The sequence below is a fragment of the Nostoc sp. EspVER01 genome (assembly GCF_034530635.1).
In the GTDB taxonomy this organism is placed as follows: Bacteria; Cyanobacteriota; Cyanobacteriia; order Cyanobacteriales; family Nostocaceae; genus Nostoc.
In genome coordinates, this window is sequence record NZ_JAVRCS010000019.1 from 1 (window position 1) to 24,516 (window position 24,516).

Sequence of the window (24,516 nt, forward strand, 5' to 3'; positions counted from 1 at the left end):
TTATATTTTCTCTCTCGACAATTAATCCACCCTGCTCCCCGCTCTTCGGGAGGGGAGACAAAGCACAGCTTTGGCGGGGGTGGGGTTCTTCGGGTTTAATAAGCAATCAAGCGGACATGATATTAGACCTGAAATGTCAGTTGCTATCAGCAACTAACAAACGACTAAAGGAAATTCGCCTATTATTTCTTGCTTTACTATCCGACTGTTTATTTTTTGATGAAAATTAATAAATCGTTACTCTAGTAGCAGCTACTCGTCGCTTAGGCAAAATTAAAAAATTAAAAACCTTTATTTTCTCAGTTCTCGACCTCTCATTAGATGGTAGGTTGATTTTTATATATAAATAATATAATCCAAGGAAAACAACAGATAGCAGCTTTCAGATAAATAGACCACGTCCTACGGGGACAATGTTGCTGTGCCAATACCATAAATGTGGTTCAAATAAATCAAAACTGCATTTTCTTCTTTTCTCGGATCAGAGCATCTTTCATTCTCTGCGTCTTCTTCCCAGTACCCAATTCACTTTCACCCGCATACAAATTGGGATGGTCTTCGGTGATTAATCAAAAAAGCAACCTATTCCGCAAAGAAGCTTTAGAGCGTATTTCTTCACCTGAAGAACTAGATCAAATTATGCAGGTAGTCAGCCCCAAAAAGTGGCTACCTCTAGTTGCTGTTGGTTCCTTGGTGGCATCTGGGCTGACTTGGAGTTTTTTAGGTCGAATTCCAATTACGGTGATGGGTACTGGCATCATAGTCTATCCCAGTACAATTACTTCGTTTCAGTCACCGATCGCAGGCAGATTGCGAACAGTCAACGTTCGGGTTGGCGATTTTGTCAACAGAGGAGATGTGCTGGCGACTCTAGACCAAAGCGAACTCATGAAACAGCTACAGTTAGTGCGCTTAAAACTAGAGCAACTACAGCAAGAGAATCGCGATGCTAACTCAGTGCAACGACTGCGGCAGAATGCAGATAAACAGGCGCTGATACAGCAACGCCAAAGTTTGCAGCAAAGTCTCCAAACAGTACAAAAATTCACGCCAATTTTAAGGGAAAAAGGGCTGAACTCGATCCAACGCGATCGCACTAGCCAAATACAAAGCCTACAATCTCTACGGGAACTGCTGCCGACTTTCAAACAGAGATTAGACAACCGGAAGCAGCTATTAAAAGAGGGAGCGATTTCTGGGGATACAGTCTTACAGTCACAGCAAGATTACTTAAATGCTGTCAGGCAAATTAATGAAGCCGAATCCCAACTCAAGCAATTGGATGTCAAAGAAGCAGATGCCCAACGTCAATATTTAGAAAATCTCAACTCAATCAAAGATTTGGAAAGCCAGTTAAAGCAACTAGATAGTAAAGAAGCGACATTGGCACAACAAGATTTAGAAGCCGTAACAATCCGCAAGAAAGAAATTCAGGAAGTGCAGCGCAACATTACGCAATTGGCGCTGCAATTATCGAGTAACAGCTTAATCAAAAGCACTTACTCAGGAAGAGTGTTAGAAATCTCAGCAACACCGGGGCAGGTTGTCTTACAGGGTACACCCATAGGAGCGATCGCCGCACAAAAGCGATCGGTGCAACTAGAAAGTGTGGCATTTTTTCCCGTCGGAGATGGTAAGCAAATTCAACCAGGGATGAAGTTACAAGTCACACCTAGTACAGTGCAACGGGAACGCTTTGGCGGTATTATTGGTGCTGTCACAGATGTCTCAGCTTTTCCCGTTACGAAAGAAGGTGCATTAAGTGTAGTAGGCAGTTCCGAATTCGTCCAAGGTTTGATGTCACAAGGGCCACAGATTTTAATTACCGCCCGACTACAACCAGACACTTCCACAGTCAGCCGCTACAAATGGTCTTCTTCCAAAGGGCCAGAGATGAAAGTAACTTCTGGAACTACTACCTCTGTACAAGTCACCGTCGAAGAACGTGCGCCAATTACATTTGTGCTGCCAATTTTGCGATCGTGGAGTGGGGTTTATTGAGCATGAGGGGCAGAGGGGCAGAGGGGCAGGGGAGCGGAGGGGCGCAAGAGTGGAGTTAAAAAACTTATTCACGAGTATCAAAGGCTCATTAATGAGTATCAAACACTCATTAATGGAGATAAAAGGCTCATTCACTATTCCCAATGCCCAATTCCCTATAAATGATGATTTCACTTCTTCGCGTTGCTCCTATGATATTGTGGCGAAATCTGCAAAACCTACTGAAGTCAAAAAGTAAACGGTGTCGCACTCCAACTCTGCTGCAAATGGAGGTAGTAGAGTGCGGTGCTGCTGCTTTAGGAATTATTCTGAGTTACTACGGTCGCATTGTGCCGCTGACGGAACTCCGACAAGCGTGTGGTGTATCCCGCGATGGAGTTAGTGCGTTAAATATTTTGAAGGCTGCCAGAAATTATCGATTAACCGCTAAGAGCTTTAAAACAAATTTAGCTGCCCTGTCGCAGTTAAAATTTCCCTTCATTGTATTTTGGCAATTTAACCATTTTCTAGTAGTAGAGGGATTTGGTAAACAGCGAGTTTATCTCAATGACCCCGCTACTGGACGACGCACTGTCTCTCTGGAAGAATTTAGCAGTGCTTACACAGGAGTGGTGCTAGCTTTAGAGCCGAGTTCCGAGTTCCTGCAAGGAGGACGGAAACCTAGCACTATCCTCGCTTTATGGTCGCGGTTGCGAGGCTCGATTGGGGCATTGATTTACTGTGTGCTGGCAGGATTTTTGCTAGTGATTCCGGGACTGGCCATACCTGCATTTTCTCAAGTATTTATAGACAACGTATTAATTGAGCATCGGCATGAGTGGTTACGTCCTCTAATTTTAGGAATGATTTTCACAGCGGGACTCAATGGATTTCTGACGCTGCTACAGTTACAGTTTTTGCGTCAGCTGAAAATTAAGTTGTCGGTGGCCATGGAGAGTCAATTTCTCTGGCATATTTTACGCCTACCCATGAGTTTTTACGATCAGCGGTTTGCTGGAGAAATCAGTAGCCGCGTGCAACTCAACTACAGCATAGCCAACATGCTATCGGGAAAATTAGCTACGACGGTAATTGCCACAGCGTCAATATTTTTGTATGTAGGAGTGATGCTGCAATATGATGTAGTGCTAACCTTAATTGCGATCGCCTTTGTCGCTGTTAACCTTGCTGCCTTACAGTGGGTGAGAGGGCGGCGCGTCGATGCCAACATCAAACTGCTCCAAGAACATGGCAAAGTTAGCGGCGTTGCAATTTCTGGTCTTCAGAGTATGGAAACACTCAAGGCCTCTGGGTTAGAGTCAGATTTCTTCTCTCGATGGGCGGGTTACTATGCCAAAGCCATCAACACCCGACAGGAATTAGAGACAACAAACCAGACATTAGGAGTTTTACCAGATTTCTTGTCAGCGATCGCTTCTATGCTGCTTTTAGCTATAGGTGGTTTGCGAGTCATGGATGGAACCATGAGCATCGGCATGTTAATAGCCTTTCTTGGTATGATGCAAAATTTTTTCCAGCCGATAAGTAATCTTGTCAACCTGGGAAGTGACCTGCAAGAGATGGAAGGTAATTTGACTCGCCTTGATGATGTCTTGCGTAACCCCATTGATTCGCAGTTGCAGGAAAGAGGCAGGGGGGAATGGGAGCAAAGGGGCAGAGGGGCAGAGGAGGCAGGGGGAGACATGAGAGTAAATTCTTCCTCGTCTCCCTTGTCCTCCTCATCCCTCAACCCTTTTTCCAAACTCAGGGGATATGTTGAATTAGACAATGTGACATTTGGCTATAGTAAAATTGCTCCACCATTGATTGAAAATTTTAGTCTCTCACTCCAGCCAGGGCAGCGAGTTGCTTTGGTGGGTGGGAGTGGTTCTGGTAAGTCTACCATTGCCAAACTTTTATGTGGGCTATACCAACCGTGGCAGGGAGAAATTTTGTTTGACGGTAAACCCAAAGAGCAAATTTCTCGCCAAGTATTAGCCAATTCTATATCTGCGGTAGAGCAAGAGATTTTGTTGTTTGCTGGCAGTGTCAGAGACAACTTAACGCTTTGGGATACTACTATACCTGAAAGTCATTTAGTGCGAGCTTGTCAAGATGCAGCAGTTCATGATGTCATTCTTTCGTTGCCAGGAGGCTATAGTGCCGACCTGTTAGAAGGTGCTACCAATTTAAGCGGTGGTCAACGGCAACGGTTGGAAATTGCCCGTGCTTTGGTGAATAATCCCAGTATCCTGGTCATGGATGAAGCTACTAGTGCCTTGGATGCTGAAACCGAAAAGAATGTGACTCGTAATCTGCGTTTGCGCGGTTGCACTTGCATAATCATCGCGCATCGACTTTCGACCATCCGAGATTGCGATGAAATTATTGTCCTCGATCGCGGCCAGATAGTTCAACGGGGAACCCATGAGGAATTACGGCAGATTGAGGGGCTTTATTTACAGTTGATTCGCAGCGAGGGAGATGAAGAGGCAGGGGAGCAGGGGAGAAGGGGAGCAGGGGAGCAGGGGAGAAGTAGTAGCAAGTCTTTCCCCTTTGCCCCTCTGCCCCTTTGCCCCTCTGCCCCTTTGCCTCTGTTAGGAGAATGCTATCGTTTTCAGGGTAATCAATCGCTACTATTAAGCGATCCGCAGACAATTTGGGTAGTAAAATCTGGTTACTTGGCGCTATTTGCGATCGCTCTCAATAATGGCATTCCCGAAGGAAGTCGTCGCTACTTATTTAGTAGTACAGCAGGGCAGGCGATGTTTGGCACTGCATCAAGTTTAGATAGTGAGCAGCATCAGATTTTAGCGGTGTTCTTTGAGGAAACAGAACTCCTGAAAGTATCGAGAACGGAGTTGAATCGGTTGTTTGCTGATACTAACAGCGAAGCAGTGGCTTTCATAGAGGGCTGGATTTATCAATTAGGTTCGGTAATTGCAGGCATCACGACGCCAACGACACCACTATTACCCCAAGGAATTCAATACTATTCCTTAGCCAAAAACCAAATCTTTCAACCGCCTGGTCATGTATCATGGGTGCAAATCCTCCAAGGACGTGCTAAATGGATGGGGTTTGGGGATCTGCTGTTAACTCCTGTCTCTGGGATATTACCTCTACATCCAAATATGTGGCTAGAGGCAAGTGACACAGTTGAATTGAAAACTGTTAGCACTTTAGAAATTTCAGATGTGAATTCCTTGTTAGGGGGTTTGTCTCAACTACAAACTTATTTCCTAAACTGCATTGAACTGCTGCAACGCCAGGAAATGAATGCAGAATTACTCAGATTTGAAGCTAGGGAAAGTCTGGAAAGACAAGTGATGCAAGAGACTTTGGCAGAACTAGCATCTGTATTGCCACAGCCAAAGTTAAACAGGTTAAGTAGTAGTTTAGAATTCAGTATTAGCATTGATGCAAATCACCCAGATCGAGCCTTGCTAGTTGCTGCTGGTGCAGTCGGACGAGCATTAGGAGTTGAGATTCGTCCCCCAGCGGCATCAGAAGACCCGAAACGAGTGCAAGATCCTGTAGAAGCGATCGCCCGTGCTTCACATATTCGAGTGCGGCGGATTCAGTTGCGGGATAACTGGTGGCAAAAGGATTGCGGGCCAATGTTGGCATTTACACTTCAGGACAACCTACCAGTGGCACTGTTACCAATATCTGATACTCGTTATCAACTCTACGCTCCTTGGCAACAGAAGCGCGTCTCTGTAGATGCCCGAATTGCCGCAGCCCTCGCTCCCACTGGCTATGTATTCTATCGACCTTTACCGAATAAACCGCTGAAAACTTTTGATTTGCTTCAGTTTGCCCTCCAAGGACATTCCAAAGAACTAATTGTCATTGTAGTGATGGGAATTACCATCAGCCTTTTAGGAATGCTGACGCCTCAAGCTACAGCTATCCTCATCGACAAAGCTATCCCAGATGCTAATCGGGGGTTGTTGAGCCAACTTGTTGTCGGTTTGCTAGCTGCTGCCTTTGGCGGAATGCTGTTTCAATTAGCTCTTGGGTTTGCTACCATCCGGCTGGAAACTTTTGCCGATTCTGCCACTGAAGCCGCAGTCTGGGATCGATTGTTGAACTTAAAGGCGACTTTTTTTCGCTCCTTCTCGGTTGGGGATTTAAATTCGAGAGTCACAGCTATTAGTCAAATTCGCCAAAGATTGGGTAATACGGTATTCAAAACCATCTTTTCCAGTATGTTCTCGCTGCTGAACCTGGGACTGTTGTTTTACTACAGTATTTATTTAGCTCTGATAGCTTGTGTAGTTGCACTGATAAACATTGCCGTCACCATCATTTCCGGTATGCTCATTGTCCGTAAAGTTCGTCCCCTCCTAGAACAAGAAGGACAAATCTTTGGCGTGATGGTGCAGTTGATTAATGGAGTAGCCAAACTCCGAGTTGCCAAAGCTGAAGCTCGCGCCTTTGCTTACTGGGGAAAAAAATATACCCATCAACTGAAACTAATGTTGAGTACCCAAGGCATTGAAGATAGTCTTGCAGTCATTAATCAAGTGTTACCTGTGTTAACTACTGCGGCGATTTTCTGGTTTGCTACTACCTTAATTGGACAGTCTCAAACCCCAGGAGCGACTAGTTTATCCACGGGCACTTTCTTAGCATTTAACGTGGCTTTTGGGACATTTATCCACGGGGTTACGAACTTAAGCAGTACAGTAGTGGAAGTTTTGCAAGTCTTGCCCTTGTGGCAAAGGGCCCAGCCAATTCTCCAAGGGGAACTAGAAATCAATTCCAGTCAGGCAGATCCGGGAAGGCTATCGGGTAAATTAGTTGCAGATCGCGTAAGTTTCCGCTACCGCGATGATGGGCCTTTAACGTTGGATGATGTCAGCATCCACGCCCAACCCGGAGAATTTATTGCCATTGTTGGGCCTTCTGGTAGCGGTAAATCAACTTTCTTGAGATTACTTTTAGGGTTTGAATTCCCGAAAGCTGGCAGCATTTACTACGATGGGCAAGACTTAGCTTCTGTGGATGTCCATGCTGTACGCCGCCAATTAGGTGTTGTCATACAAAATAGTCGCTTGATGTCAGCCTCAATTTTTGAGAACATTGCCAGTGGCGCAGTGCTGACGATGGATGAAGCTTGGCAAGCAGCCCAGATGGCAGGTTTCGCGGATGATGTTGCCGCAATGCCAATGCAAATGCATACAGTAGTGAGTGAAGGAGGTAGTAATCTCTCTGGCGGACAACGACAACGGCTGTTGATTGCCAGAGCGTTGGCGCTCAAACCCCGGATTTTGCTATTTGATGAAGCGACTAGTGCCTTGGATAATAGAACCCAGGCAATTGTTAGTCAAAGCTTAGAGCAGTTAAAAGTGACGAGAATTGCGATCGCTCATCGCCTTAGTACCATTCAAAATGCTGACCGAATTTACGTACTCCAAGCTGGCAAGATAGTACAGCAAGGTAGTTTCACTGATTTGGCAAATCAACCAGGGTTGTTTGCCCAACTCATGTTAAGACAGATGCTTTAGCGACTTCTAGTCAATACTTATTGGGTTTTGAAGAGAGAACAAACCTTTAACCCAAACCCAGTACACTTACTACCAGCGATCGCACAATCGGATGGTGGGGAATGGCGGAAGTTTATCTAACTTTAACAATTTCAGCCCCAAACATTGTTAATTAACATAGTACTTATATTTACCCATTAGAGTACTAGTATTTTCACTGCTTAATATGATAAGATTATACGAAATACTACGCGAACATACTTTCATAGTAAATAAAAAATAAATCTTTCCTTTCTGCTTTCTAATCTCTACTGCTATTGGGTAAAGTTTCTATCCGTGATTCAAACTTGCGGATATCGTTTCTTTGTGAAGTTGTATATATTTACCCCCAGCTACTCAGTTCCCATAAGTCATTTGGGAGACTGCATGGGGGTCTTGTTATATGTATCTTCACACAGGATTGGTATGACTCAGGAACAATACAAAACCAAAGGAGTAAGAGAATGCGTTTGAAAAAGCTAGTCAGCTATGGAATTTTTGTGCTGATGCTCATCATCGGGTTCAGTTTCACGGGAATTGCCCGTGCTTTTGACTATCCACCCCCAACTGGGAAAGTTGCGATCGCCCAAGAGACAAGCGATCTTATGTTCAACACGTTATTCGCAGCGCTGACGCAGGAGTTCAACGAAACCACGGCGGCAAATGTGGAGCAGGGTAAGCATTCCATCTCGCTGATATTTAACGATCAGAATAAGGATATGAGATTAGTCGGCACCGTTTCCCCACTTCGGGAAAACGATCGCCCCAGCGACAACTTTGAGCGTCAGGCAAATGCGCTGGCAATGGCGGGACAGGCATACACGTCCGTCCAGCGCGTGAACAATAAATGGTACTATCGACGCTCAATCCCCCTCAGCAACTTCAGGGCGGAGTGTGCGCTTTGCCACATCAATTTCAAGCCCGGCCCCACGCCAGACCAAGTAGGCGCGCTCATGCTCAGAGTGCCAATCAAGTAGTAAATGACTTCCAAAAAATAAAATAATTATTGTAGAAAGTAGGAGTCAGCGCTGCGTCGGCAGCACTGACTCCTTATTTTTTAGTAAATGTAACTATGTATGATTGGAGTTTTTAGTCAATCGAAATCTGCTGAGGACCAGTGGCTTTGCCGTTATGCGCGTCCGTTGTATTACTGGTGTAACTATTTGAGCCGATCTGTTTATCCAGCCAGCTTTTAACGGGATCGTCTGCAAGATTAAGCCGAAGCACACCAGAGAAAAACCCACCCACAAATGAGACTGGATGTTGAGTTAATTCTCTGAATATAGGTGACAATTCATCAATGAACATAAAAAGACTCCTGGCACTGCCGTAAAAAATTATTACTTCTTAATTGATCGTAACGTGTTACGGCATTGGGGATTGGGCATTGATTATTCTCCTCTCCTTTACAGTTCCTAGCCCCTAGTCCCCAATACCCAGTCATTCTGCCTTATGAGCTTGGTTGCTGATCGGGAAACATACACTTATCAGAATCACAACCACTAGGGCCAGCCTCTGTCATTTCGCCTAAATCGTAGCGGCTTAGTACTGCACAGAAATCATCTGTTTTGCGCCGCGCTTTCACTTCTTGAGTTAAGCGATCGTAGGTTGATTTATCTATTGGTTCAAATGGCAAACGGGGGAATGATTGCAAATCGTCAAAACGGGCTAAAAGAGCCGCTGAAATATATCCTTCATCATTCTGGATGGTCTCGTAAATGCGCTGTCCCAAAGGCTCGATTTCATCAGAGCGAAGTTCTAAAGTTGCTGATGTGTTGTGAGTCACGTACCAACGTTGAACCTGAAGGACAAAATCAAATTGGGCTAAGACAGAAAACTTAGAAACATCAATTTCATCAGCCCCTGGTAAATCAGCCCAAGTTACAGAAACAGGGATTTCCACTAGCCATTCACTCACCCGTGGATCAAAGGGATCGTTAAGCAAATTGCCGTGTTCATCTTTGTCTGATTGAGAAGGAATGACGTTGTAGCCATAGTCAATACAAGCTAAAGCTACTGGGTCATTTTTACCGAAAGTGATTCGGCGAATGAATCTTTGGGCTTTGGGAGGATGCCATCCTGAACTAGCATTAGTTAACAAAGCCTTAGTACCACTGGGTTGGACTGTGGTGCAACGATTTGGACGCTTGAGATTGTGGCGATCGCAATAATCCCAAACCGCCCGATGTACAATATCTCTCCAAGAACTTAGATATTTCTCTTCCTCACGCTTGAAAGCTAATCCTTGGGGAGTTGCTGGTCTTCCTGCTTCCCACCAGCGCAGCCAATCAACACCAAAAGCATGGACAAAGAAATCAAATAAACCTGTAAAAGAAACTCCTACAATTGGGTCTAATTCACGGCTGTATTGATAGCGTGGTTCCAGGAATTTGTGATTTAAAAGTGCTGCTACAGATAGCGCCCCAGCGGTGAAAGCCTCCTCTTGTTCTTTGTAGTTATGTGGGTCGATTTGATTAAGGTGAACCTCTGACAAATTGCAGTGGAAGTTACTACCGATGATTTCCAGATTTGTTACCCTAGAGGCTTTTTATCCCCTAGTTCTACTGCTTGATTATTTGCAGTAGCTCCGCGTACCTTTTACAGATGTGATATCAGATAATAAAAGTGTTTCGGCTCCGCTCAACACAAGTGTTTTTCACATCCGCCCCCGCACTCTTGGAGAGATTATATTCTAGACACAAATTTCTAATGTTATCTAGTTTCACTCTCTACGCTGTACGGTGTCAAAGACTTTTTACTTCCTTTGATTACCACGGGATTAGCATCTCAGCTTTCCCCGTTTTTGCGAGGTTTTTAACGTGAGGCAAAATCACTTACCACACGGATTTAGTCCATAGCGAGCTAAACGATGTTCTAACTCATTAGCATCAAGATTTGAATAACGTTCTTCTAACCACTGTTTTGCTGTTCCTTGTTCGTAAGCTTGTAAAAATTCAACTTTCAGAGCTTGTGTTGGTAGCAAATCTATGTTTGATCGCGCTACAGCTTCACCAGCCCATTGAATCGCTCCCTCGCCACTATAATATTGTTTGCGGACAGCACCAACACATTCTTCTAAGGTTGGCTTACGGTGAAAAACTCTCGTATGATTTGCCATCCTGAGTGCATCACGCTCTGGATCGATTCGCCAGTTGCCATTTTCATCTTGCTGCCATAAGTTATCTTTGGCGGTGGCTGCTAAGTCATCGCCAGAATCAAACTGACGCATCCCCGCGCTCCTACGTATATTTCCTGCAACAATTGTTACCGCTGCTTGATCGATTAACAGACAGCATTCAACTGAATTTAATTGTCGTCCTACAGCTTTACTCAGGATAGAAGCACAACGCTGATAGAGTCCGGGCAATTTCACAGGATTAGCAACTCCTCCAAAGCCGTTGAGAGTTTCTCCTGCTTTTCGGACATCGCTGATATCAACTAATACTTCGACTGCTGCTGAAAACTGTTCATTAGTAGAAAGTTCTAATAGGGCTTGATATGATTCAACCCAACCTTCACGGCTATCTCCAACATGAATAGTGACGTTATTGCCTTCTATATGAGTTTCTGTATATTCACGCCGCTTTTGAACAGGAGTGCTGCCAATTTCGCCTTGGACAGTCACATTCAGTTGATTGCGAATTGGAGGCAACTGGTTAATAAATTGTGGTTCTAGGACGGCTCCAGTGCCACAGCCCATCATTGCTAGATCCATCATTAAGCCGAAGGCACTCCAGTCTTCGAGATTAGTAGAAGTGCAATTATAAGCCCCGGAAAAGTTCTTTGGCTTGGTGATCCAATCTGTACCACCAACCCATAACCAGCGTCCACTGGGCATAGCTTTCAAGTTGCGCTGCATCTTATCCAGTGTGGCAGCTTCTTCTTGAGTTAGCTTTCCCAACTCCACTAAGCCGAGTATAGTGCGATCGCATACCTCATCCCATGTTTCCCTTAGTCCCGCCTTTGTACGGCGGCTATAGGTTCTAAAAAATACGGGATTAGCAGCCGGTGCAGTTTCTGGAAACCTTGCACTCTGGCGTGTTCTTTCGAGATTCTGAACCATATATTAAGTGTCTTGCGTTCTTCTTGCGTGCGGACAGATTATGACTATACGCCAAGTAGTTTGAGTATTAAAGATTGTCAAATTGTCCACTTTACGCTAGCTCTACGCGGCACTAATTACAACAGAAATTTATGATGTATAATGTCCCCTACCCTTGGGTAAGAGATAGATACTCAGTTTTAATTAGCACTACTTACTTTAAGTAAATTATCTCTATCGCCTCATCTTCAAGCTGATGATCACTACTCAGCACTTGCTCAACGCTCCGCTACCGCTAACTGTACTCATGACTCTTCATTAGTTTCCCTCAACTAGCAGTAATAGTTAAATAAGTTGCGGCTGTCAGTCAAATCCAAACAATTAATTCCAATCTCTTGGGAACTATAAATTTAGTTACAGGAAATTGATTATGAATGATGAATGGGAACCTCTAAATCCTGATGATGATGTTGTGCATTTTTATCAAGAAGCATTTGAAAATTTACCCCGCACTCAAATAGTGTTTCAGTTATTCAAGGAAATCAAAAAAATTTGGGCAGAATACTGTACATCTTCAGGATCAAGAGTATTTGGAGAAGGATTTGAATGTTGTGTTTTAATACCCGGTCAACAATGGCGGACAGGTAAAATTAGAGTGCGCCTAGAATTCTGCCCTGATGAAACTGAAGTCGAAGATAATCGATTAGACATCAAACACGAAAACTCTCCCCTTGACGACCTTCGGCAGCAACTAAAGGAAGGTAAAAACTAATACTCAAGTTGATATACACAGATATAATAGAAAATTATCTGTGTCTGTGTGCCCTGAAAAAAATAAAATGGTATGGACTCCCCTACATGCAAAAATTCATCGCACCATCCGATCGCGCCACTTATTTGAGCGCAATCAACGGCTATTAATTGCTGTTTCCGGCGGACAAGATTCTCTATGTTTAATAAAATTACTTTTAGATTTACAATCCAAATGGGGATGGTATTTAGGTATTGCTCACTGCGATCATCGCTGGCGTTCTGACTCCGAAGCTAATGCTAACCACGTCGAAAATTTAGCTAAAACTTGGGGTATATCCTTTTATTTAGAAACAGCGAACAAACCGATAAATAGTGAAGCTGCTGCACGCGATTGGCGCTATCAAGTTTTAAGTGCGATCGCTCAAGCAAACAATTATCAATATATAGTGACAGGACACACCGCTAGCGATCGCGCCGAAACTCTCCTCTACAATTTAATTCGCGGTACTGGTGCTGATGGTTTACAAGCCCTAACTTGGCAACGCCCTCTAACTACAGGCATTGTGTTAGTGCGTCCACTTTTAGAAATTACTCGAATACAAACAGAGCAATTTTGTCAAGAATTTAAATTACCAATTTGGGAAGATTCCACCAATCAAAATTTGCAATATGCCCGCAACCGTATTCGCCAAGAATTAATACCATATTTGCGAGATAATTTCAACCCCCAAGTAGAATCAGCCTTAGCCCAAACAGCAGAACTTTTACAAGCGGAAGTGGAATATTTGGAAAAAGCTGCCCAGGAGTTGCGGGATGGGGCATTGGGCGTGAGACATGAAGAAGATTCCCTTACTGTTCTTCCCTTACGGTTAAATCGTCGGGTATTACAAAAAGCACCACTGGCGTTGCAACGTCGGGTGATGCGTCAGGTATTGCAGCAAATACTGACTGATGCACCCAGTTTTGAACACATCGAAAAATTAACGGCTTTAATTATAGCGCCCAACCGATCGCAAACCGATCCATTTCCTGGCGGTGCGATCGCTCAAGTAGAAGGCGACTGGATCTGTTTGAAATAGTTATTTAAAGGCTTTTTGTTATCAGGGACGATGCACATTATTAGTTTTAGAATCTTAAGAGAATATGCAGAAAACCATACAGATTGTCAGGAAGCATTAAGTAATTGGTATAAGGTTGCTACTAAAGCGAAATGGTCGAATTTAGTTGAAGTACAGCAAATTTTTATTAAAGCTGAAGCTGTTGGTAACTTTACAGTATTCAATATTAAAGGAAATAAATATCGCTTGATTGTTAGTATAGATTATGAAGGGCAGTTAATTTATATTAAATATATCCTCACTCATGCGGAATATGATAAGGAAAATTGGAAAGATGACCCTTACTTTTAATCCAGATAAATATAAAGAATTATTAACAGCTTATCTTCCCAAGCTGATAAAAAGTGAACTTGAAAATGAGCAAGCTTTAAAGATAGTAGAAGATTTAATGCACCGGGAACGCACCCCAGAAGAAGACGAACTTTATCAGTTATTAATTACTTTAATTGAAAAGTTTGAACAGGAATATTATCAGCCAATCCAGCAGAGTAATCCTGCATCTATATTGTTATTTTTTTTAGAGGAATCTGAGAGAAGTAGAGATGATTTAGTAGCAGTTTTAGGGACAGAAGATTTGGTTGATGATATTTTAAATGGACAACAGAAGATAAATACAGAACAAGCACGTAAATTAGGAGAGTTTTTTCATATAGAATCTAGTTTATTTATGGAATACTAACTAAGAATTTAGTTAGTACTTGGGCTTTAGCATGACTAAACCCGCATTTCTCACAAGCTTAAGGCATTTGATGGAGCGAGGAGGAGTAATGAGTAAGGAGTAAGGAGTAATAAGTAATAAATTTTTACTCATTACTTATTACTTATTACTTCTCCCCGGCACAAGCGCAGGCTTTAAGAGGTGTGGTGAGAAATCCGGGTAAAGCCCCTTGTTCTCACCAAAGCTCCAGAACTTATTAAGACGCCAGTAATTCCGGCTGAGGCATTAAACTCTGGAGAGTATGACGCAACTGAGCGATCGCTTGGACTTGATAATCACCAGTTTCCTGGAATTGATCCAAAGATTCTCCAATTCCTTGCAGCTTTTGCCGTAATCCATCTAGAGAATCTTGAATTGGTTGTAGTGCTTCTTGATAAAGATTCACTCGACCAGATAATTCAGCAGTTGTTCTTCGTAGGGATAGCAAATTTTCCTCGATCGCTTTCAGTTCTTGGCGCTTTTCATCTAGATCGTGAGTTTGATTGTCAATCATTCCCTGATTTAGCTCAACACCAGAACGAATCTGCTCAATTTCACGTTCCAGCTTTTGGATTTCTTGTGAATATTGTTGTCGCTGGGTTTCAATTTGTAACAGAATCGGTTCTAAATTAATTTTGTTGTTACTTTCTTCTTGTTCAGTAACAGTATGCCCTTGCCGGCGTAGTAGTACAGCTTGATGTTGCTTGAGAAATTTCTGGTGCTGTAGCATATTGCGGCGTTGTCCCACCAAACTGGAATTTAGCATCTGATAAAGGTCTTTTTCATCAGTTAGTTCTAGTTCCAAATTGATGTGGTCATGGTCAGATGCTTGATTTAATTTAGTCTGGAGTTCTTCTATAGCTTCTTGTTTATATTTTAGTTCTTGTTCTTGATCGTGAACAAAGCTAGCATCGATTTCTAACTTATGCTGCAAGTCTTGCACTATCTTTTGTAGTTCTTCTAAAGGCATTTTTTCCAAAGCCTCCATATCAGCTTGCTTGCCAAGAACTACATCACCAGATGTTGCAGCTAAAGAGTGCATCTGTTGATATAACTCTTCGGCGTTTCGTAACTGCTCTTTGACGAGCCGAGCATACTCTTGCTTACTGGTAAGGTCTGCTGTATTTATTTGCAATTGCGCTCTTTGCTGAACTAGAGAATTTTGCGCTTCTTGCAACGCATTTTGGCGATCGCTAAAGGTCTGTGATAAACGCTCAACTTCTTCTTGCTGTTGTGCGATCGCAATTTTTTCCTCCTCCAGTTTTTGCCAATGCGGGGTAAGAGTCGCTTGCTGCTTTTCGACCAATTCAAAGGCTAGATGCAGATGTTCTCTAACTGTTTCCGTAGGATTAACACGACTAGACAAGCGGTCGAGTAACTCACTCATTACTCGACTTTGCTCCTCATCCAAAACCGTCCCTTGTTGAAAATCCGCTTGGCGTTCTTCCAGGCGACGCTGCTCACCCCGTAAATGCTCCCAAGCGCCTTCCAACTCTTGGCGGTTACGCTCAATTTCTCCTTGTAATCGTTCAATTTCCTGGCGGGAGGTGTCAACTTCCTGTTTTTGCTCCTCTAGATGTTGTACCTCATCCTCCAATTGTTGCAGCTGTTCTGCTCGTACCTCCATGTCCATTTCACGGCGATTCAACTCTTGCGCCTGAAATGTTAGTGACTGTTTCCACTGATCGATCTCATCTTCCTTGAGCTTAAATTTCTCCAACTGGCGGGAAAAATTCTGCAAAATGTTCACGAGTGGACGCCCTGCTTCTTGAATCCGCTGCACTTGACGATTCGGATTCAATTCAGCCAATACCAAAGCACCATCATTTAATTTGCTTGCGTCCTCAGCGGCAATCACCTCTTCCGACACAGTACTCCAATTCTGGTCAGTTCGCTGACAAGCTAGCAGTTTCAGTTCGGTTTTGCCACCGCCACTGAGTAAACCACCTTTCTGTTTTTGTACTTCTGCTAAATACAGCACACCGTTAGTCCTTTATTGATGCACTTAAAGTTCGTGTTTTGAGATATACCTTAAATAATTCTGTTAACTTGTCTCACTGAACCAGGGTTTAGAAGAACAAGACAGACAAAACTATAGACGCAAGATGTTACGTCTTGATACTTATAGAAGCGATCTGGTCGCGCCTTTATATTTTGTACTGATGACAGTGATGATGACTTCCGTGTTAACACTAGCTTTGTCAAAGTGTATTACGAAAGATGAAGGTTTATAGCTTAATGTATTCCCTATGACAATCAGAATAGAGTAAAAATCTTTTCAATACTCCATAATCAATATTTAAAGAATAAGTCATAATTCACGATTCAGAATTCAGCAATACTTAGGAGTACTTTTTAGTTAAATGCAGGGAAATTTAAATGAAATTGATATTTGCAGTATCCTGCAATTGATTGAATTGGGACAGCGAACTGGGCAACTATGGGTAGAAGCTTATAGCTCTCACCATAACAACAAACTGGGTGGAGATGGAGCAAATATTTATCGCCCTAAACAACAGTCTTGGTTCGTTTTTTTCCTTAATGGTCAAATTATCTATTGCCAAGAAGGCGAGAGTAGTTTATCCAGAATTAGCGATTATTTACGTCATTATCGAGTTGAAATGCGACTCACCGACAAACAAATTGCTACCCTACCACCAACCGACGCGCCAGAGTATGCCTATCTTTGGTCACTTTTGGAACGGAATATCATTAACCCAAAGATAGCTGGTAGTATCATTTACGGTTTGGTGCATGAAACCCTCTTTGACCTGCTGAGTTTACGCCAAGGTAACTTCATTTTCCATCAGGGTGCAGCACTTGCCCCGCAATTAAACACTTATGAGATTGCTCCATTGGTGACAAAAATCACCAAGCAGCTGCAACAGTGGAAGCAACTCTATCCACACATTCAGTCTCCAGAACAATTGCCAGTGCTATCTGACAAAGTTCAGCTACAATCTTCTTTACCAGAAGCAACCGTGAATAAGCTACAACATTGGGCTGATGGTAAAACATCCTTGCGACAACTAGCTCGCCATCTCAACCGAGACATTTTGACAGTTGCTAAGGCAATATATCCTTATGTGCAACAAAGTTGGCTACAACTAGTATATTCCGAGACTAATTACCCAAGTACACACACGGATAGCTGGGAATTGAAAGAAAAACCAATGGGGCGGATAGTATGTATTGACGATGCGATCGCCATCGGTGAGACTATAAATTCCATCCTACAACCACAAGGTTATGAAGCGATCGCTCTCACCAATCCCTTAGAAGCACTGAGTCTGGTTTTTCAACTCAAACCAGATTTAATTCTATGCGACATTGCTATGTCGGAATTGGAAGGATACGAGGTTTGTGCCATGCTGCGACATTCAACAGCATTTCGGCTCACACCGATTATCATGCTGACTGGGAAAGATGGGTTTATGGATAGAGTCAAAGCTAGGATGGTCGGGGCAACAGATTATTTAACAAAACCGTTTACAGACACAGAGTTACTGATGCTCATAGAAAAATATATCAACAACCAATGAAAATTGGACATGGGGCATTGATTACTTCTCCCTCATCTTCTTCGTCTCCGTTGTCTATGGGGCATATAAAGAGATCAAAGATTTGTTGATCTACTAAAAGATGAGTTAAAAGATGTTATCACAGAGTCAGTTAACTGAGTGAAACGTCAATCTACGGGAAAATAGTGAAGACATAAAATTAATTTATACAGTTAATACTTGCGGAGGAATCAGGGAATGTTCCAATTAGGAACGTCTAAATCAGGAGGTAAATAGACACTTATGAGCACAGTTCTGATTGTGGAAGACAGTATAGCGCAAAGGGAGATGATTACAGACCTCCTGAAAGCAACTGGCCTAACAGTTACCCATGCTAGTGATGGATTAGAAGCATTAGAGGCAATTCAAATAGCACCTCCAGATTTAGTGGTATTAGATATTGTCATGCCCCGAATGAACGGCTACGAAGTTTGTCGGCGGTTAAAATCCGATCCAAAAACCCAAAATGTCCCAGTGGTTATGTGTTCTTCCAAAGGCGAAGAATTCGATCGCTATTGGGGCATGAAGCAGGGTGCAGATGCTTACATAGCCAAACCGTTTCAACCAACCGAGTTGGTAGGTACAGTCAAACAACTGCTGCGAGGATAAGGATAAAAACAACATGGTCAGCAAACCGGACTTTTTAAGTGGCGGAGGTCAAGACCACTTTCGACCAGAATTACAAGTAGAAAGTCCTGAAGGTGAGTTACATTTGAGGTTTTACATTCCCTCGCATCAGGAGTTTGCACTACAAGCAACTGGCATCCGAGAGGTAATTGAACTAAGTCCTGATAGAATCACCCCGATTCCTAATGCTTCTCCTTTACTTTTGGGTACTCTAAATTTACGAGGTCGAGTTATTTGGGTGGCTGACTTGGGTCAATTTCTGGGGGAAGCAGGTGCATTAAACACGGATAGAGCTGAAATTTCGGTGATTGCCATTGAAGAGCAAGACACAATAGTGGGTTTAGCAGTAGAGGAAATCGGTGGTATGGATTGGCTGGATGTCCAGAATCTCATGCCACCAACTAGTGTTCCTGATACGATGGCTCCCTTTTTACGTGGAGAGTGGTCATTAGGTGCTAAAAGCAATCAGTGTCTACGACTGCTCGATCAAATGGCAATTGTACGAAGTGCTAGGTGGGCAGGATGAAATTGGAGGAGGAAATGGCAGCAAGTATTGATAATTACGAGCCAACATATCAACAGGCGATGACCGCCTATGTTCAAAGAAATTATGAGGTTGCGGCCACTTTAGTTGACCAAGTGGTGCAAAATTTACCAGATGACCCTAATACTCATTTGTTGAGGGGTCACATCTACTATGTTTTACAGCACTATGATGTAGCAAAAGAAGAATATCAACAGGTGTTAGGCTTGACTAACGATCGAGAAATTATTGGTTTTGCCAAGAATGGAATTGACAATATCAATCAATATTTAGAGTCATTTAGTGGGCAGATCGATCCATTAGAAAGTCAAGAGGAAATAAACTCTTCAGAGATATCCGATCCACTGGCATATAGGGAATCAGAATTAGAAGATTTAAGCGCTAATCAGGAGTTTGACAGCGACAACCTTGATTTGAACTTTTTTGGAGAGCATCAAGAAAGTATGAATGGCGTTGAAGATACATCTTCAAAAAGTCCATTCGATCTGCCCACAGAAGATAGTATTGGAACAGAAAAAATCTCAGATTCTTCTATAGCTTTTGGTGATGACCCTTTTGCCATGAATGAAGAGTCACAAGAACAAGAGTCAAATAAAAACTGGGAGGAGAACACAGAATTAGAGTTGCCTGCTTTTTGGCAGGAAAGTATCTCAGAAGATATTTCCGAAGAATCATTAGCAAATAGTCAATTCTCAGATAATGGGATAAATTCTCCTTACGGAGATTCAACTATTGACAATAATAACTCTTCATACTCTAACTCACAAACTGGTAATAACGAGAATAATTTCTCTGATTTGTTGAGTGAGCCAAAGTCTCCAGATCAGGCTATGGGAAATTTAGAATATAAAAAATCTAGTTTTGGAGACGAAACTTTACTGATTGTTTCAGAAGAACTAAGAAATGATTCGCCAACAACAAATAACTTGGAAAACGGCAGCCAAAATAACTTGTCTGAAACCGAATCCCATAGTTGGTTAACACCAAAACAAGTAGAATTGGAATCAGCATTTCAGCCGAATTTACCTGATAGTAAATCATCTTTTAATAGTAATTTGCCTCAAAAGGAAAAGCAGTTTAAATCAGGTGAATTCATCGGAAAAAATAGCTTCGATGACGATGAAAATTTTGATATGGAAGCATTTGAGTCTGCCTTTGGCTCAGAGAGTTTAAACTCTTATGAAGACTCAAGTAATATACTAAATGGAGAAAATTCTAAGAGCAATATCGAGTTTTTAGATGACTTTGAGGAATTTGATGATTTAGGCAATATTCCAGGGTTTGACCTGATCGAAGGAGATTCTAACTTCGGTAATGTCGCAATGCATTCTGCTCCATCAGAAACTAGTGATACTGGACGCCCGCACGTAGCAGAGGCTTTTGCAAGTAATTCAGCCGATCGCGAAGAGGAACTGTTCTCAATGACTGGTTCCCATGAAGCCGTTCCAGTCTTTAGCCAAACAGATATCTCAAAACTAGAACCCAACGTCAGCATCGAGCAAGGATGGTTAGCACCATTAGAAAATGCCTCCATCGAACGAAAACAATGGCTAATTGCTGGAAGTGTGGGCATTGTTTCAGCGCTAGTTGTAGCCACAGTTAGTTTTGTCGCGACCACATTTTCGCCACCCCAACAACGAGAATCAGTAAGAAACACCGGTTGGGCAATGTCACTAGCCGCTGGGATTGCAGGTTTTGCTACCGCAGGTTTCATGGGGAATCTGGCGCTGAAACAAATTCGGCGCACAACTGATGACCTCCAAGCTCAGTTTGAGGCTGTACGTCAAGGAAATCTGAATGCTCAAGCTACAGTATATTCCGAAGATGAATTGGGGCATTTATCCACTGGCTTTAATGAAATGGCGCGGGTAATTTTCACAACCACAAGTGAAGCCCAACGCAAAGCCGATGAACAAGAGGAAGCCAAAGAAAACCTGCAACGTCAGGTGATCCGCCTCTTGGATGATGTGGAAGGAGCTGCTAGAGGCGATTTAACAGTCCAAGCGGAAGTGACAGCTGACGTACTGGGAGCTGTAGCTGACGCCTTTAACCTGACAATTCAAAACTTGCGGGATATCGTTCAACAGGTAAAAGTGGCGGCGAAAGATGTAACAAAAGGTGCAACCAACTCTGAAACCTTTGCGAGAGCTTTATCTAGTGATGCTTTGCGGCAAGCAGAAGAGTTGGCAGTAACGTTGAATTCTGTACAGGTGATGACCGACTCGATTCAGCGGGTAGCAGAGGCGGCGCGGGAAGCTGAAACCGTTGCTCGTGATGCTAGTACGATCGCTCTCAAAGGTGGCGAAGCAGTAGAAAATACCGTAGCAGGGATTTTAGAAATTCGAGAAACCGTTGCTGAAACCACTCGCAAAGTGAAGCGGTTGGCGGAATCTTCGCAAGAAATTTCTAAAATTGTGGCGTTGATTTCTCAGATTGCTTCGAGAACAAACTTGTTAGCACTCAATGCTAGTATTGAGGCGGCAAGAGCCGGAGAAGCCGGACGCGGGTTTGCGATCGTAGCAGATGAAGTGCGCCAGCTAGCAGATAAATCTGCTAAATCCCTGAAGGAAATTGAACAAATTGTGATGCAAATCCAAAGCGAAACAGGTTCTGTAATGACCGCGATGGAAGAGGGCACACAACAAGTAATTAAAGGGACAAAATTGGCAGAAGATGCCAAGCGATCGCTCGAAAACATTATTCAAGTGGCGAATCGCATCGATATTCTTGTGCGCTCCATTACCAGCGATACTGTGGAACAAACGGAAACCTCACGCGCCGTTGCTCATGTAATGCAATCAGTAGAACTGACCGCCCAAGAAACTTCCCAAGAAGCACAGCGAGTTTCAGGTGCCCTACAACACTTAGTAGGTGTATCCCGTGACTTGATCGCCTCCGTTGAACGTTTCCGAGTGGAAACTATGGAAACCAGGTAAAAAAGTTAGGAGTTAGGAGTGAGGAGTTAGAAATAAAAATCACAACTCACATCTCACAACTCGTAACTTGGAAAAAAGTTAGGAGTAAGGGGTAAGGAGTTAGAAATAAAAATCACAACTCATAACTCATAACTCATAACTCATAACTCATAATTCATAACTCATAACTCATAACTCATAACTTTTGCTATGCTGCCGGAACAACAACAGCGGATTTTGGGTTACTTTATCGAAGAAGCCAGGGATCACCTGAATACCATTGAGCAGGGCTTGCTGAATTTAGAGGGCACTTTAAACGACCCGGAAATGATCAGTGAAGTCTTCCGGGCGGCTCACTCCATCAAAGGAGGAGCGGCGATGCTTGGATTGACTAGCATCCAGCATACCTCCCACCGTCTGGAAGATTGTTTCAAAATTCTCAAAGATAATCCGGTTCAGATTGACCAAAAGTTAGAGTCTTTATTTCTTGGTGTCTCTGATACCCTAAAATCGCTTTTAGAGCATTTGAGTGGGCCTTATGGTCTTTCTGAAGATGCAGCTAATACTTTGATGTCAGAAACTGAGCCAGTTTTTCAATGGCTGTATCAGCATCTGGAACTACTTGTAGAACAAGCAAAGAGTGGAGTAGCCAGTAGTTCTGACGCAACAGAACTCACAACCTCTATAGAGAATGTCTCCACACTTACAGAAATTTTCATGCGGCGAGATATTCCCGATCTGGCAGAATACACCCATCAGGAATCTCCAGACTCGGTAGCACCCCAGGCGCTAGACACTCGCGGACTCGCTACGCCAGTCACAGCTAAAGAAAATAATAACTGGAGCGAGTTTCAAGCCCAAGTGCTGCAAACACTGCGGGAAATGTTGCAATTATTTAAGCAAACTACAACACCTTCAACTCGGCAAAACCTCCAGCAATGCTGTCACCAGTTAGTCAAACTTGGTGAAACTTGGAATTTACCCAAATGGTGTGGTTTGTGTCAAGCAGCAGCCAGTGCGATCGCAAATCCTGAAAATAGTTATCTGACTTTAGCTAAAATTGTCATTACCGAAATCAAACAAGCTCAAGAATTAGTTCTGCAAGGTAGAGAAGCCGAAATTGCAATTAGTCAGCAACTAGAAGCACTTTTAAGCTTTGCCGAAATTGAGTTATTAGAAATTACCCCTGATTTATTTGATGAACAATCTCCGGTTTTGACAGAATCAGAGTCAATTTTATCTGGTGACATCAAGGCGTCAGCCCAGACAACTGAAGAACATAGCTACGCCAATGTCTCTGACGAACACCCCTCCCTTCACTTACAAGGAACACCACTAAATGAAGGTAGAAACACTAGTCTTACTTTCACGACACATGACGAAGCACATCCAATCAGTAACAATCTCGATCCTAATGGCCCAGAGGTAGGAATAGCTGAGTTAAATACCCTTGCCGATTTATTTGACGGTGAGACTCCCGAACTAGATGAAAGCTGGCATCAAGAAGAAACCTTAGATATTGTTACTAACGATGACTTTGGAATTGATTTGAGCAGCACTGAGGCTGAAGAGGCTCATAACGATTTATCTGACTTACTCTCCTTTAATGAAGATATAAGCAACGCGCTACACCCAACAAGCACAGCTACAACAGAAGATTTATCTCTGTTATTTGGCGACCATTTCTTAGAAAAAGATAATTCAGAACCGAAAAATCAACAAACATCTGCTACACCTTTAGAGTTGAGCGATATTAACGAATTTGATATAAATTTAGACTCATCTCCTTCCGAAATTTTACAAGAATTTATTGATATTTCTAGTGATACAAACCAGACTACTAGCGAAATTGTCGAAAATAGTGTGGTCGAAGATTTCTTAACACTGGGGTTAGATGATGATGAACTATTGCCAACCAGCAATGTCACTCAACCAGAAACTGAGCCGTTCACCAGTGTGGAACTATCTACTAACCAAGAAAATAATTTTGATAACTTATTCTTAGAAACTAAAAATGCAAATTGGGTAGAAGAAATTACCCCCAGTGACTACATAGAATTATCCCAGCCAACAGACTTGTCTTTGAACAACTTGTTTGCTGAAATGGAAGAACAGCCACAACTATCGACAAGTGAACCAGAAATCAGTGATTTATTTGATACACCTCCAGTAACAGAACCTGAGTTTTCTCAATCAGAAAATGATCTGAGCAACTTCTGGAACCAGGAAACCACAGAGGAAAAGGACGAATTCGATTCCTTAATTGATCAGAATGTGGAAAGGGCATTAGATGAAAGTTTGTTTACTGCGGGGGTTGATGACATTTTTGCTGATAATCAGCAATCCATATCTTCTCCTATAGCCAGTTTTGATATAGAAGAAGATTTTGATATTAATTTCCAGCATCAAGAACAGCTAGATTTAATATCATCAGATTCTGGAGAGAATTTATTTGATGAATTAACATCAAGTAGCTCAACTATTTCTCCTGTAATCAACGATACCTCCACGCCTGAAACGTCTTTGTTTGCGCAGCATTCTGGGGAAGAAATTCTCAGACCGCAACAACCAGAATCTTTAGATTTTGTTCCAGAATTTGCTAATCAGACCCCAGAGATATCTGTTGTTGATCTGGAAGTTAATTCATTAGGCTCTTTCGATGAGAATCTGCAACTGCTGTTTGAAGATGCCGCTCCAAATGACTTGACCTATATTCAGATGGAAACCACAGAGAATACTGTGGATG

Annotated in this window: 14 protein-coding genes and 2 pseudogenes; 12 read left to right on the plus strand and 4 right to left on the minus strand. The window is 42.8% G+C overall.

The annotated features are described in order from the left end of the window. The first annotated feature begins 561 nt into the window (after positions 1-561). The 3 genes from RMX69_RS17105 to RMX69_RS17115 all read left to right on the plus strand — a co-directional run bounded on the left by RMX69_RS17105 (position 562) and on the right by RMX69_RS17115 (position 8,491). Complete coding sequence (locus tag RMX69_RS17105; RefSeq protein WP_322638170.1) at positions 562-2,001, plus strand: NHLP bacteriocin system secretion protein; 1,440 nt, start codon at positions 562-564, stop codon at positions 1,999-2,001. Positions 2,002-2,162: 161 nt separating this feature from the next. Next, a complete protein-coding gene (locus tag RMX69_RS17110; protein ID WP_322638171.1) occupies positions 2,163-7,496 on the plus strand; it encodes an NHLP family bacteriocin export ABC transporter peptidase/permease/ATPase subunit in 5,334 nt (1,777 codons plus the stop codon). A gap of 482 nt (positions 7,497-7,978) precedes the next feature. Beyond that, entirely contained in the window at positions 7,979-8,491 is a 513-nt protein-coding gene (locus RMX69_RS17115) for a hypothetical protein (RefSeq protein ID WP_289799369.1), read from the plus strand. Positions 8,492-8,603: 112 nt separating this feature from the next. Here RMX69_RS17115 and RMX69_RS17120 read toward each other — a convergent pair whose 3' ends face one another. The 3 genes and pseudogenes from RMX69_RS17120 to nrdJ (RMX69_RS17130) all read right to left on the minus strand — a co-directional run. Further along, a complete protein-coding gene (locus tag RMX69_RS17120) occupies positions 8,604-8,822 on the minus strand; it encodes a hypothetical protein (RefSeq protein WP_289799370.1) in 219 nt (72 codons plus the stop codon). A gap of 142 nt (positions 8,823-8,964) precedes the next feature. Beyond that, positions 8,965-10,038 (minus strand): annotated as a pseudogene (nrdJ, locus tag RMX69_RS17125) (ribonucleoside-triphosphate reductase, adenosylcobalamin-dependent); the annotation flags it as partial. A gap of 309 nt (positions 10,039-10,347) precedes the next feature. Continuing rightward, positions 10,348-11,577 (minus strand): annotated as a pseudogene (gene nrdJ, locus RMX69_RS17130) (ribonucleoside-triphosphate reductase, adenosylcobalamin-dependent); the annotation flags it as partial. Between the two features lie 409 nt (positions 11,578-11,986). On the opposite strand from nrdJ (RMX69_RS17130), the gene RMX69_RS17135 reads away from it, so the two are divergent. The 4 genes from RMX69_RS17135 to RMX69_RS17150 all read left to right on the plus strand — a co-directional run bounded on the left by RMX69_RS17135 (position 11,987) and on the right by RMX69_RS17150 (position 14,106). Then, a complete protein-coding gene (locus tag RMX69_RS17135; protein WP_289799371.1) occupies positions 11,987-12,328 on the plus strand; it encodes a KGK domain-containing protein in 342 nt (113 codons plus the stop codon). Positions 12,329-12,395: 67 nt separating this feature from the next. Next, a complete protein-coding gene (gene tilS, locus RMX69_RS17140; RefSeq protein ID WP_322638172.1) occupies positions 12,396-13,388 on the plus strand; it encodes a tRNA lysidine(34) synthetase TilS in 993 nt (330 codons plus the stop codon). A 30-nt stretch (positions 13,389-13,418) separates the two neighbouring features. Further along, a complete protein-coding gene (locus RMX69_RS17145) occupies positions 13,419-13,718 on the plus strand; it encodes a type II toxin-antitoxin system HigB family toxin (RefSeq protein WP_289799373.1) in 300 nt (99 codons plus the stop codon). After that, a complete protein-coding gene (locus RMX69_RS17150) occupies positions 13,702-14,106 on the plus strand; it encodes a hypothetical protein (protein WP_322638173.1) in 405 nt (134 codons plus the stop codon). The genes RMX69_RS17145 and RMX69_RS17150 overlap by 17 nt, the downstream gene beginning before the upstream one ends. Before the next feature lie 235 nt (positions 14,107-14,341). On the opposite strand, the gene hmpF is transcribed toward RMX69_RS17150, so the two are convergent. Beyond that, positions 14,342-16,105: a pilus motility taxis protein HmpF gene (gene hmpF, locus RMX69_RS17155; RefSeq protein WP_322638174.1), complete on the minus strand. Its 1,764-nt coding sequence runs from the start codon at positions 16,103-16,105 to the stop codon at positions 14,342-14,344. Positions 16,106-16,487: 382 nt separating this feature from the next. Between hmpF and RMX69_RS17160 the strand changes: the two genes are divergently transcribed. The 5 genes from RMX69_RS17160 to RMX69_RS17180 all read left to right on the plus strand — a co-directional run. Further along, positions 16,488-17,666, plus strand: a complete 1,179-nt coding sequence (locus RMX69_RS17160; RefSeq protein WP_289799375.1) for a response regulator — start codon at positions 16,488-16,490, stop codon at positions 17,664-17,666. A 261-nt stretch (positions 17,667-17,927) separates the two neighbouring features. Next, positions 17,928-18,293, plus strand: a complete 366-nt coding sequence (locus RMX69_RS17165) for a response regulator transcription factor (protein WP_069073698.1) — start codon at positions 17,928-17,930, stop codon at positions 18,291-18,293. A gap of 13 nt (positions 18,294-18,306) precedes the next feature. Beyond that, positions 18,307-18,837 (plus strand): chemotaxis protein CheW, encoded by a 531-nt coding sequence (locus RMX69_RS17170; protein ID WP_289799376.1) that lies wholly within the window; start codon positions 18,307-18,309, stop codon positions 18,835-18,837. Between the two features lie 14 nt (positions 18,838-18,851). Beyond that, positions 18,852-21,791: a methyl-accepting chemotaxis protein gene (locus RMX69_RS17175; RefSeq protein WP_289800124.1), complete on the plus strand. Its 2,940-nt coding sequence runs from the start codon at positions 18,852-18,854 to the stop codon at positions 21,789-21,791. Between the two features lie 189 nt (positions 21,792-21,980). Continuing rightward, positions 21,981-24,516 (plus strand): Hpt domain-containing protein (locus RMX69_RS17180; RefSeq protein WP_322638175.1); only part of this gene is annotated, 2,536 nt, incomplete at its 3' end.

What these genes read in the sequence shown, in the direction of transcription:
- RMX69_RS17110 (WP_322638171.1), top strand. Translation starts at nt 2,163, where the DNA reads ATGATGATTTCACTTCTTCGCGTTGCTCCTATGATATTGTGGCGAAAT.
- RMX69_RS17115 (WP_289799369.1), top strand. Translation starts at nt 7,979, where the DNA reads ATGCGTTTGAAAAAGCTAGTCAGCTATGGAATTTTTGTGCTGATGCTC.
- RMX69_RS17120 (WP_289799370.1), bottom strand. Translation starts at nt 8,822, where the DNA reads ATGTTCATTGATGAATTGTCACCTATATTCAGAGAATTAACTCAACAT.
- RMX69_RS17135 (WP_289799371.1), top strand. Translation starts at nt 11,987, where the DNA reads ATGAATGATGAATGGGAACCTCTAAATCCTGATGATGATGTTGTGCAT.
- tilS (WP_322638172.1), top strand. Translation starts at nt 12,396, where the DNA reads ATGGTATGGACTCCCCTACATGCAAAAATTCATCGCACCATCCGATCG.
- RMX69_RS17145 (WP_289799373.1), top strand. Translation starts at nt 13,419, where the DNA reads ATGCACATTATTAGTTTTAGAATCTTAAGAGAATATGCAGAAAACCAT.
- RMX69_RS17150 (WP_322638173.1), top strand. Translation starts at nt 13,702, where the DNA reads ATGACCCTTACTTTTAATCCAGATAAATATAAAGAATTATTAACAGCT.
- RMX69_RS17160 (WP_289799375.1), top strand. Translation starts at nt 16,488, where the DNA reads ATGCAGGGAAATTTAAATGAAATTGATATTTGCAGTATCCTGCAATTG.
- RMX69_RS17165 (WP_069073698.1), top strand. Translation starts at nt 17,928, where the DNA reads ATGAGCACAGTTCTGATTGTGGAAGACAGTATAGCGCAAAGGGAGATG.
- RMX69_RS17170 (WP_289799376.1), top strand. Translation starts at nt 18,307, where the DNA reads ATGGTCAGCAAACCGGACTTTTTAAGTGGCGGAGGTCAAGACCACTTT.
- RMX69_RS17175 (WP_289800124.1), top strand. Translation starts at nt 18,852, where the DNA reads ATGGCAGCAAGTATTGATAATTACGAGCCAACATATCAACAGGCGATG.